This is a genomic window from Sphingobacterium sp. UBA7625 (assembly GCF_002484085.1).
GTDB classification, from domain to species: Bacteria; Bacteroidota; Bacteroidia; order Sphingobacteriales; family Sphingobacteriaceae; genus Sphingobacterium; species Sphingobacterium athyrii.
On sequence record NZ_DLJD01000045.1, the window covers coordinates 13,657 to 26,269 of the forward strand.

Genomic DNA, 12,613 nt, shown 5'->3' on the forward strand with positions numbered 1-12,613 from the left:
CACTACTTTAGATAGGGACTTGTAAAACCAAGTTTTTTCAATCCCTGCTGAATCTCTGGTGCTTGCATGAATAAGTCCCAGATTTTTCCTGTTCTATAATTTTCGATCATGACGATAATGGGACCTTGATCGATGGCAAGATAACGTTGAGGGTACCAATTTGCAGTTTCGCTATAAGCGTCATAATATCCATATTTTCCCCAGACTTTATTACCAAATTGTTTGTTCAAGTATTGGGCAAACTGAATACTTTCATGAGGTGTATAGGGCATAGATGACAAGGCTGCTGTTGGTGAGATTACACCGGGATCGTTGTCCGGGTGGTGTGCATCGTAGCCTTTAATAGAATAACTGGCTGTCCAACCCCAGCCTTTTTCAGCACCATAACCTTTATATCCTTTTGGATTTTGGTTGGCATAGGCTAAATTTATCTTAGCATGGTTGCTTGTTGCTTCCCAATAATCTGCGTACTGATCTTTTAATCCTTTGGGGCTTAGTCCTAAATAGGAATAATGCTCCCAAAAAAGCGGACCAACTTCACCTTCTTTGGCATTATGTTTAAGTATGAGCGGAATATCATACTTTTTGGCTGTGCTTTTGATTGCTCCAGATCTTGCCCAGCCCTCATGATATACAGCGGGTGCAATGGGATGAGTGGGAGAGGAGGCAGCCAAGATATAAGTAATAAGACATTCATCATATCCTCTAACAGGGTGGTTTTGCTGAAAGTTAAATTTTGGACTCCAATGCCAATAAATGACGTTTTGTCCATTCGTATAATGATTCCAATTTATTCCCTTCCAGAGCTTGTCGGCTTTTTGAGCAACCAATTGAGCTGAATCACCTTTATCCTTTAGATATTCACGGATGGTAACCAGACCTTGAGCCAAGAAAGCGGTTTCCACAATGTCGCCTCCGTTATCTTTTTCACTGAAAGGTTTGGCCGTCCCCAGTTCTCCATCATACCAATGTGCCCATGCGCCTTTGAACCGTTCGATCTTGCCTAGATAATTCATGATATGATCCAACTTTTGGACACCTTGTTCCTGACTGATAAATCCACGTTCCATGGCGACAATCATGCTCATAATCCCGAATCCACTACCACCTATGGTAATTACATTACGGTCGTTTTCTGGATAGACACCGTCCATATGAATACGTTCCCGAGCAAGGCCGGAAGTAGGTTCGGCGCCTTCCCAGAAATATTGAAAGGTATGTTGTTGAATACTGGTCAACAACGAATCTTCGTTGAAATGATGACCATTGATTGAATCAGTTTTTGATGGGCTGTCTGTATGGTTATTGGAGGCGTTTTGGCATGAACTGCTGAGAAGAAGCGCCAGAGCAATACCAGTTAAGTAAGGATATGCTGTTCGATTTCTCATGGCTAGTGTTGTTTAAAGTCTTAAAAAAATGTTCAAACGACCTATGGTCGTTTGAACCAAAGTTATAGTTTGTGTGTATTACCAGCCTGAATTTTGCGGCATTTCCGGAATCTGAATACGTTGGTCTTCCGGAATCGGAAATAACAGCATTTTGTCTTGGAAGGTTTTTCCGTCCGCGGCCATCGCTGTTTTTGCTTGTTTAGTACGGATGAGATCAAACCAGCGGTCATGTTCAAAGGCGAGTTCAAGGCGCCTTTCTTTCCAGATCAATTGACGAAGCTGCGTCTGATCTGTAGTCGTTATTTCTGCTAATTTTACCCGTTTACGGACAGTGTTTAAAGCATTTAAAGCTTCGTTACTGTTTCCTAATTCGTTGGAAGCTTCTGCTAATATTAAGTAAATTTCGCCCAAACGCAGGTAACGTACATTTTTATCTGTGTCGCCAGCTCCACCGTTCGCAGACGAATACGCTTTTTCATTGTACATCGGATTTTCTACGCCATTGTCAATCAGACGGCCGTCGTAAAGTGTTTCGCCTCTGAAAATAATCGTTGCATCGCGACGAATATTATCTTTTTCGGCATTAAAGGCGTCCAATAAGTTTTGACTTGGGATATTAAAACCCCAACCTAAATTGACAGCTCCTCCACGAGGTGCTTGCACTTGACTATATTGTTGAATTCCATGGGCAATGGAGCTTCCTCGGGCCTGCCATTCGAAGAGCGATTCCGAACCATTTTCACCTTCTAATCTCCAGATTTTTGCATAATCAGTTTCTAAACTATAGCCTCCAGAGTTGATAACTGTTTTTGCCAGGTCGGCAGCTTGTTGCCATTTGCTCTGATACAAATACACTTTTGATAATAATCCTTGCGCAGCACCTTTGGTTGCTCTTCCTAGGTCCTTAGCTGCATATGCAGATTTAATAGGTAGATTGTCAATAGCAAATTGCAGATCGGCTTCAATATAGGCATAGACCTCAGATGCCGGTTCTCGTTTTATCAAATCACGATCTTGGATAGGCACATCGCCCCAACCGCGGACTAGATAAAAGTAATTTAATGCGCGCAGAAAACGAGCTTCGCCAATCAGACGATTTTTATAAGCCTCGTCCGTTAACCCATACTTTTCTGTATAATCGATGGCCTGAGAAGCTCGCCCAATAGATTTATACCACCGCTTCCACATCGATAGGAAAGATCCTGCTGTTGATGTGTAGGTTAAGTTATCCAATAATAATTTATCACCACCTGCATCAGTAGAAGAACTACCCTTATCTGCATTATCAGAAATCATTTCCGTCACTCCTAGAAAAGAAAAAGCATAGTCCCAATCTGTAAACATGCCATAAATCCCATTGACAAATTGTTCTGGGGTATTTACAGTTTCACTGTCTTCTGCTTCCACACGTTCTTTTGACGGAACATCAAGAAAACTATTGTCTTTGCAGGATTGTAATACAAATCCCGAAGTTAGAAGAACTGCTATATAGAGTTTATTAATTTTCATGTTGATCATCATTTAGAGATTAAAATTGCATATTAAGTCCAAAGAGGAAATTTCGCGTGGTTGGGTAAGCTGAAAGCTCAATTCCTGAAGTTAAATTCGGGCTTCCGTCACCGGCTAATTCTGGTGAAAAACCACTATAATTTGTAAACATAAACGGATTTTGAGCCGTTACATATAAACGTAATTTAGATTTCGAGCTATATAAATTGTTAAAGGTGTAACCTAAAGTGATATTGTTGATTCGGAAATAACTTCCTGACTCTAAATAATAATTAGAAGGTAAATACGATCTGTCTGCTCCCGGATGCGCATTTGTATGGTTATCTGGAGTCCAGCGATTTTCAAAAGTTTCTAAATCAACATTTTGACCAGCATTCATACGTGCACTTCTTAATCCGTTGTAGATTTTGTTGCCCGAAACCCCATATCCCGAAAGATTAAAGTCTATTGCTTTGTAATTGATCCCCAGATTTATACCGTAAGTCGACGATGGTAAAAATGAACCAAAGAATATACGGTCACGTGAGTCAATGATACCATCGTTATTCTGATCTTTAAATTTCAGATATCCCGGTCTAGCTGGACCATTCGATGGATAATTTTTGACATCTTCCGCATTCTGAAATACACCATTTGTTTCATACATCCACCATCCATAAATGGGTTGCCCAACACGTAATTGTTTTGTTAATTCTCCATTGTTGAGACTGCCGCCTTGATCACCATCGTATGCTGCTTTGACTTCCTTAACAGTATTTTTGTTGTAAGAATAATTTACGCCAACTGTATAGCTGAAATCCGGAGAAATTGATTTATTCCAGTTTAAGGCGAATTCAACCCCTTGATTTAAGATTTTGGCCCCGTGATCATAAAATTTTTCTTCATAAGCAGAAGTGAACGTCGGAGTGACCAATAAGATTGCATTCGTATTCATTTTATGATAATAATCAATCGAACCCGAAAGTTGATTATTTAAAAATGCAAAATCTAGCCCAGCTCCAGTTTCTTCTGTAACCTCCCAACTCAAATTTTTTGCAGGGGTACCATAAGCACTTCCAAATACCATCGTTTGTTCGGGGCCAAATACGTAGTTGTAATTTGAACTTTCCGGACTCTGTAGAATGGTAGATACATTTAATGGGATATCTTGGTTACCAAGTTTTCCCCAGTTTCCACGAACCTTCAATAGGTTGATCCAGCTAACATCTTTCATGAAATCTTCATTGGTAACAGTCCATCCTAAGCCAACGGAAGGGAAAGTACCCCAATATTTTCCTGTATTGCGAAAGACACTAGAACCATCACGTCGCAATGTTGCAGTTAAATAGTATCTACTATCATAATTATACTGGACACGTCCGAAATAGGAGGCTAGTGCTCGGGGGGTATAATAGGTCTGTAATGCAATACGATCATAGTCTGCTCCCGGTGTATTATTAGCAAGGTTAATATTCCAATATTGTTCTTTTTCAGGAACATCATATCCAGTCATGCTCGTCATGCTATTGATATCATATTTTTCCCGTGACATACCTAAAACAGCTTCAATATGATGTTTTTCGAAACTTTTATTAAATGTCAAAAAGTTCTCCCATGACCAACGAAATTGTTCTAAATCAACGTAGTTTAAACTGTTGTTAGCAAATTGAATATCATCCGGAGATGCCGCTTTGCTCGAGGCAAAATCTTCTGCTGTTTTCTGTGGATTAGCGTTAAGCCAGCGATCTTTTATATCAGTAAAAATACGTTGTTTGGAATAAAATTTATTGCCACCAATGCGTGAATTGACTTTTAAATAGTCGGTAATTTTAAATTCACCTTCAAAACTGCCTTGTAGACGAAGTGTATTTGTTCTTTCATTTTGACGTAGCACCTCGTACAAGGGATTTCCTTCATCATTTAATTTGGCAATAATATCACCAGATTTGCCAGTTATTCCCCCCAGACCGGTAGTTTGATTATAATATCCAGTGCCATACCGACCATTGTCATACCGGACGGGCATTATTGGCGCTTGTCGATAAGCGGTGTTAAATGCACTAAACGGTTTGGGAGTGGCGTTTGTTAAAGTTAAATTTAAATTTTGACTGAATTTCAGACGATTATCTAAAAATTTGTATACATTATTATTTCGTAAGGTATTTCTAACAAATTTTGAACCATCCAAAATTCCATTTTCGGTAAAATTGTTGGCAGATACGAAGTAGTCTATTTTTTCAGTGCCCCCGGAAATATTAACCGAATTATTAAATACTGAGCCTGTTTTTAATAATTCATCGTACCAATCCGTATCATAGGTTTGTTCTTTTTTTAGGCTATATTTTTCCCCGGTCGAAGACCAATATTCATTTGCATATTGTGCAAATTGTGATGCATTAGCCATTTTAACACGGTTGAGAATTTTCTTCAGCCCAGCATAGCTTTCATAATTGATGTTAACAGAACCAGCCTTCCCCTTTTTTGTAGTCACAATAATGACACCATTTGCTGCCCGAAGACCATATATGGAAGCCGAAGATGCATCCTTTAAAACATCCATCGATTCAATATCCGAAGGATTGATATTGTTGATATCCGTTTGCGCAATACCGTCAACGATATACAATGGATTTCTTCCGCCTAAAGCTGTTCCCAATCCACGAATGATAACATTTGGCGAAGAGCCTGGCGCTTCATTTGCGATGATATTTAAACCTGCAGCTTTACCTTGTATGGATTGCATCGCTGACATTGCCGGTTGCTTCGTAATATCGGATGACTTCAAGGAACTAATTGATCCCGTCAAGTCAGCTTTCTTTTGTGTACCGTAACCGATGACAACAACTTCTTCCAGGGCTTGGTTTTCATTCTCTAAAAATACATTGAGTTGCGTCTGATTACCGATGTATACCGTTTGTTTGCGATAACCCAGAAAGTTAAATACCAGTGAATCGGTAGGAGCGGCATTGATCTGAAATTTCCCCGTTGCGTCGGTTTTTGTAGATACTGTTTTCCCTTTAATACTGATGGTGACCCCAGGCATGGATACCATGCTTGAGCCATCTTTGACTACCCCTTGTATAGAAGTTTGTCCATAGGCTACCGAGACGACCATGGATGTCAAAAATAATGCGGATAGATTCCTCATATCGTAAATTTTTGGTGTTTGTTTAAAATGCTTTGGTTATTTCCCTGAAGCAAATATGTTGATGTAGTACAACTTCGCCAAAATTTAACATTTTCACATCACTACTACAGCTAATTTCTACTTTCTCAAGGTAAATTTGTTTTTATTTTAAATAGCTGATAGTAAGAATATAAAGAAGTGTTTTTATACAAAAAAAAGCATGCGTTAGTGTGAAGCTGACACTAACGCATGTGTGTGGTAATGATGTAGTGTTTGTAGCGAAATTTTAACGTTCCAATAGGAATTCAGAGAGGTTTTTATCTGTTGGAAGACCCAATTTCTTACGCAAACGATAGCGCCTGATTTCTACACCCCGCGTACTAATGTTGAGTAATGAAGCAATCTCTTTACTCGACATATTGAGCCGCAGGTAAGCACATAATTTTAGATCATTGGGGACAAGGTCTGGAAATTCATGCTTTAATTTTTTAAAGAAATTCTCATGCGATTCATTAAAACTCTTCTCAAAAATGTGCCAGTCACGATCATCGTTATGGGCATCTTCGATCAGCTTATTTATTTTTTTCAGTTCGTCAGAACTTAGCTTGTTGCCTTCTGCATCTTTAAGCTGCTTGAGTTCATCGTGCAGATTGTTCAACATTTCATTTTTATAGACAATATTGAGTGCAGCGTTGGCCAGTTCCTTGTTCTTTAGATTAAGTTGATCTTCCAGTTGTTGGTTCTTCAATTTAATCCATTCCTTTTCCTGCTGTTCGGCTTCTCTTTCCAATGCAATTTTCTTCTCTTCCAGCCATTTTCGCTTCGCCTGAAACTGTCTCTTTCTTTCTCGTTGAAGATTAAAATTATAAAGAAGATAAACCATTCCGCCGGACATCAAAATATAAATACTTTTTGCCCACCAGGAGAGGTACCAGGGATATTTAATGGTGAGAGCAATCGTCTGTACCTCCGAAGTCAAGCCAGTGTTGGTTCTGGCCCTTACGTTAATTTCGAAATGCCCATAGGGCAAGTTTGTAAAATCTTGAAAGGCTGTTTCACTCCATTCAGACCATTTTCCTGAATACCCGTCGAGGTAATATTGGTATTGTAATGGTGAAGAGGAATAATAAGGGCTTGAAAAGCTCACCCGGAGATTGTTTTCGGATGAGGCCAATTTAAGGTCAGCCCCCGGTAAGATCGTTTCTCCGGTTGTGAGATTGGTCAATTGAGCAATCTGCGGTGGCGGCAATATAAATTTAGCGGGCTCATCAGAATTTCGGTAAATGGCAAAACCATCGTCCAAGCCAATGAGATAGTAGTGATTTTCTATGGGTAGGATGTTTTCATAATTATTCATCATACGATCTTGCAAAGGGCTGAGGAGATTGGAGTCTATCTTCAGTTTTCCTTTGCTATCAAAATCCACTTTGGCAATTTTTGCCTTCTGAATAAACCAATAACTATTGGTGTTGATGGGAATTATCTTATTTGAATTTTTGTAACTTCCTAATGCATTGTTCAATTCATCGGAGTAGCTAAAGCGTTTGACAATGTTATCAAACTGCATGAAGCCACTGTCTGTGGCGAAAACGAGATTATTTTCTAAGGTATAAATTCCATTAAATCTTCGTTTAGCAGCTAGACTGTCTTGCATCGATGTAAATTGGATATGTGCTTTTTGGAAGCTCGGATCAAAATCAATTAACTGTACCTGTCCCCAATCCCCAATCCAAAATGAATGGTTATCTTTTTGGGCAAGGAATCGAACGGGTTCTTTGATTGAAGAAAATTGCTGCACAAATTGAATTTGTGTACCATCAAAAACGAATTTTGATAATCCGGTATAATTCCCCTGAAGAATATTTTTTGTTCCAAAGATAGGTTTGAATATCCAGCCCCCTGTAATTTGGGAGATCTTTTCCAATTTACCACCGACCAGTTTGAAGGTGCCTTCATTATGACCGCAAATGAGGTCTTCACCGAAAATGGTCAATGTCCAGACTTGACCATTTGAATTGGGGACTTGTACAAAATCTAATGAATTATAATTGTTTAAACCCTTCCATTCACTGACGAATAAGCCCTTATTTGTCCCTAAGTAAATTTTCCCCTGGTAAATAATTGAAGTATACACAGTACCTATCTTGCCTACAAAATCGGTGTAGAAAGATAAAGATGAGTTGATTTCGATACGGTCAATTCCATTATCGAGGCCTACCCAGATATTTTGTTGTTTATCCTTTACTATGCTAAGTACCGTATTATTCTGTAAACCATTGTTTTTATTGATATGTTGAACAATTTCTCCAGTTTTATTGATAATAATCACGCCATTTTGAATGGTGCCAAAAGCATATTGACCATCGTATAAATAAATACCGTTATTTATTTGAGATTGACTAAGAATAGCATTGGCTGGAATTAACCATTGTTTAATAAAACCGTTGGACGCCATCAGATAAAGCCCGTGTCGGGCAGTAGCAACTATTGAGTGATCCTTATCAAAGGGTAATATCGCTAAAATATTTTTATCCCGGAGGATCTCCTTGCCTTGTACAGGTACCAGCTTTCCGGCTCTAAATTCATGTAGACCACTGGGGAGCTGTTCAAAAAATAGCTGATTGTTGAGTTGATGGGGAAATAAGAATGGTTCACCTTTAGCTATAAGTGGTCTGATTTTATTGTTTTCCCAGATGTAGGACTTAGAAAAAGTGTGGAAGAATACACGATGATCCTCCACGATAATTTTCCAGATCTCCTCATTTGGAAAATAAGTCTTGTCTGCTACCAATTTGGATAAGCTATGATAGGTCATCTCTCCAAATGCCTTTGAAGTCCAGTAGCCAAATTCACCTCGTCCGCCTGTATATACTCTTCCAGCTTTATCAACAGCAACACTACGTACTGTTGAGTGGTTGGGAAGTGGGTACATGCGCCAGAATTGTCCGTCAAATCGTAGCAAACCTTCTGTATTGGCGCTATAGACCCGTCCTTCTTGATCGATAGCCAATGACCAATTCTGGTTTCCAGCTTTGTATTGGCTTTTTTTGTATTGCTTTACAAATGGTGTTCCCGTAGGTATGATTGTCTGGCAATAGCCGGTATCCATATTAAGAATAAAAAAAGCGCAAAACCAAAAGATACAGGCAATGCTATATTTTTTTGATATCATCGAATATCTCACTTTAAATTGATTTGAAAAGCAATATATAGATTTTATCGCAAATGGGCGAATGCGAGCCGCAGATGATTGTTATTATAGACATTTTAAGCTATTTTTTTAAACAAAATAGTCGAAATCGTTTTCGCATTTTTAATCCCCTAATTTCATGAAGTCTACTTGTTTTTTAATTACCTTGGAAACAAATAACCAAACAAAAGACGACTATGACTTGAACAAATCTTTAAAAATTAGATTTGGATTCAAACGAATTGCTCAAGGAGGGAATCCATCAATCAAAACGTAAACCCAAAAAACACTAAACAGTAAAATTATGAAATCAAAGCTTTTCGGAAGAGGGCCCTGTGCGCTTATTCCCTATGCTTCCATGGCAATATTTTTGTCACCGGGACTATCATTGGGAATAACTAAAAGCCAAGACAGAAGTACCCATCTTCAAATTAATCAGGAAGAATCAGAAATCAGAGGTAAGGTTGTCAACAAAGATAATTCTCCTTTGCAGGGAGTATCCATAAGTGTAAAAGGAATCCCCGATCGGAGTACCCAGACCAACGATAAAGGGGAATTTATGATCAAGGTGCCTGCACATGCAACTTTAACTTTTTCATCCATAGGCTACGCTGGACAAGAAATTAAACTTGGGGCGAATCAAAAGACAGTACAGCTCACCTTACAGTCGAACGAGTCACTTATGGATGAGGTTGTCGTCGTGGGCTATGGAACACAACGAAAAAGTGATTTAACAGGTTCTGTCTCTTCCATTAATGCAAATCAAATTAATGCGTTTCCATTGGCCGGTACTGCACAAGCATTGCAGGGAAGAGCTCCCGGAGTCTCTGTGACCAGCACGAATGGAGAGCCCGGTAAAGCTCCTCGTGTACGGATTAGGGGTGGTAGTTCCATCAATGCGAGTAGTGATCCATTGTATGTGGTTGATGGCTTTCCAGGTAGTTCGGCCCCCGCTCCTGAAGATGTTGAATCTATCGAAGTATTAAAAGACGCTTCTGCAACAGCTATTTATGGTTCCAGAGGGGCTAATGGAGTGATCATGATAACAACAAAAAAAGGACGTTCAGGCAAACCTGTTATTGAATTAAATAATTCCTTTGCTTCACAGAAAGTAGGGAAGCGCCTTTCGCTATTAAATGCGTCGGAATTTGCCTCCTATATTAACGATACCTATACGAATGCTGGAAACAATAATCTACCATTCAAAGATCCGAAATCCCTGGGTGAAGGAACCGATTGGCAGGATCTTATTTTTAGAAACGGAAACCAGTTGAATAATCAAGTCTCCGTGTCGGGAGGCAGTGACAATATAAAATACTATACTTCCGTCAGTCATTTTGGACAAAAAGGAACTGTGATCAATTCCGATTTTAGAAGGCTTTCCGGAACTTCAAATTTAGAAATGAAGGTTTCTGATCGAATCAAAATCGGAACCAGACTGCTGTTTAATCGCAATAAGTTAAATGGTGTAAGGACACAGGAGGGAAGTAGCGGAACGACAGGTGCGGGAGTGATCTCTGCAGCCTTGCGCTTTGAACCCACACAGGGAGTTTACGATGAGGAAGGAAAATATACGTTGAAGCAGTTCGGTGATCCGCATGATAATCCGGTGGCTGCTGCTATGGAAAGAAAAAACGAGGTGATTACAGATCTATTTCAGGGGAATGGATTTGTGGAGTTGGGGATTCTGAAAAATCTGATCTTTCGTAGCACCTTTGGTGTACAGGTCAGTAATCAACGTACAGGTAATTATGTATCAAAAGAACTTGTCGAAGGGAGGAATTTCGGTGGAGTTGGATCGATCGCGGCACATAAAAACACCAATTTGATCAATGAAAACTTCTTGACCTATACGCAAACCTTTCACGAAGACCATAATCTGAATGCGATGGCTGGTTATTCCTATCAGAGTTCTAGAAATGAAACCTGGCAGGCCAATAATCGAAATTTCATTTCAGACAGCTTTAGCTATTGGAATCTGGGGGCTGGTTCCAATTATCAAAATGCATCTTCGAATCTTGAAGATTGGGTAATGTCTTCCTTTTATGGTAGGTTGAATTATAATTATAAGAATCGCTATTTCGTTACCGCGACAGGAAGGTACGATGGCTCTTCCAAATTTGGAGATAATAATAAATGGGCTTTCTTTCCTTCGGGAGCACTCGCCTGGAATGTAAGCCAGGAGCCGTTTATGAAATCGATCGATTGGCTGAGCAATTTAAAATTGCGAACAAGTTATGGTGAGACTGGAAATTCTGAAATTGGTTCCTATCAGTCCCTAGCCAGATTCTCCCCTACGTTGACAACAATGGGCGGAAGCCCAGTTAACGCAGTGCGTCCTACGAATGTCGCTAATCCGAATCTGACTTGGGAGACGACCAAGCAGACAGATGCAGGACTGGATATCGGTATTCTAAAGAGCCGAATCAACCTATCGGTAGACTATTATTACAAAAAAACAATCAATCTCTTGTATCAGGTGCCACTGCCGCTCTATTCGGGTTTTACTACGGCACTTCAGAATGTAGGAAGTGTACAAAACAAAGGTTGGGAATTTGGTTTGCAGACAACTAATCTCAATGGCGCCTTTGGATGGAAAACAGATTTTAACATCAGTTTCAATCGCAACAAGATTTTGCAGCTTCCCGGAGGCGAGATTCGATATAATACAATCCCTGGTCACATGCTTTCAACGGATTCGCAGCTGCTACGTGAAGGAGAGGTACTCGGTGCATTTTTTGGATGGGTGACAGATGGAATTTATCAGCAGGGTGATGATTTTAGCGCACAGCCAAATAAGAAACCCGGTGATATTCGCTATAAGGATTTATTTGGCCGCGATAAAAATAATCAGTTGACAGCCGGTGCCAATGGTGTTGTGAATGCCGATGACCGTACAATTATAGGCGATCCAAATCCTGATTTCACCTTCGGTTTTAACAATGATTTTAAGTATAAGAATTTTGATCTGAATATTTTTATGCAAGGAAGTTATGGCAATGATATGTTGAACATCACACGAATGGAACTGGACTGGATGGCCGGAAAAGGAAATGCTACAAAGGATGCACTACGACGCTGGACACCCGAAAATACCAATACTAACGTACCAAGGGCAAGCTCAACCAACAATCCCGAAGTTTCCTCACGTTGGGTAGAAGATGGCTCTTACCTCCGGTTAAAGAATCTTGCTCTAGGCTATAATTTTTCAGAAAAGTCACTCGAAAAAATTCATCTAAAATATTTAAGAATATATGTCAGTGCACAAAATATATGGACATGGACCAACTACACGGGTTTTGATCCTGAGGTAAGCTATCAGGACTCTAACCGAAATGTCGGATTAGATTACATGGGCTACCCCAACATTAAATCGTACACCCTTGGCCTAAATCTGAGATTTTAATAGCACGGATAATA

General features: G+C 39.6%; 5 protein-coding genes. 1 reads left to right on the forward strand and 4 read right to left on the reverse strand.

All coding sequences use genetic code 11. The annotated features are described in order from the left end of the window. Positions 1 to 2: 2 nt before the first annotated feature. From B4G94_RS18645 to B4G94_RS18660, 4 genes are all read right to left on the reverse strand, one after another. Positions 3 to 1,388, reverse strand: a complete 1,386-nt coding sequence (locus B4G94_RS18645) for a glucoamylase family protein (protein WP_108633130.1) — start codon at positions 1,386 to 1,388, stop codon at positions 3 to 5. Between the two features lie 78 nt (positions 1,389 to 1,466). After that, the gene (locus tag B4G94_RS18650; protein WP_108633700.1) at positions 1,467 to 2,897 is read right to left on the reverse strand and encodes a RagB/SusD family nutrient uptake outer membrane protein; all 1,431 of its coding nucleotides are present in this window, start codon (positions 2,895 to 2,897) and stop codon (positions 1,467 to 1,469) included. A gap of 19 nt (positions 2,898 to 2,916) precedes the next feature. Beyond that, positions 2,917 to 6,024, reverse strand: a complete 3,108-nt coding sequence (locus B4G94_RS18655) for a SusC/RagA family TonB-linked outer membrane protein (RefSeq protein WP_286860873.1) — start codon at positions 6,022 to 6,024, stop codon at positions 2,917 to 2,919. Positions 6,025 to 6,289: 265 nt separating this feature from the next. Next, the gene (locus B4G94_RS18660; protein WP_286860876.1) at positions 6,290 to 9,175 is read right to left on the reverse strand and encodes a triple tyrosine motif-containing protein; all 2,886 of its coding nucleotides are present in this window, start codon (positions 9,173 to 9,175) and stop codon (positions 6,290 to 6,292) included. 322 nt (positions 9,176 to 9,497) lie between these two features. On the opposite strand from B4G94_RS18660, the gene B4G94_RS18665 reads away from it, so the two are divergent. Beyond that, complete coding sequence (locus tag B4G94_RS18665) at positions 9,498 to 12,599, forward strand: SusC/RagA family TonB-linked outer membrane protein (RefSeq protein ID WP_286860879.1); 3,102 nt, start codon at positions 9,498 to 9,500, stop codon at positions 12,597 to 12,599. The last annotated feature ends 14 nt before the right edge of the window (positions 12,600 to 12,613 follow it).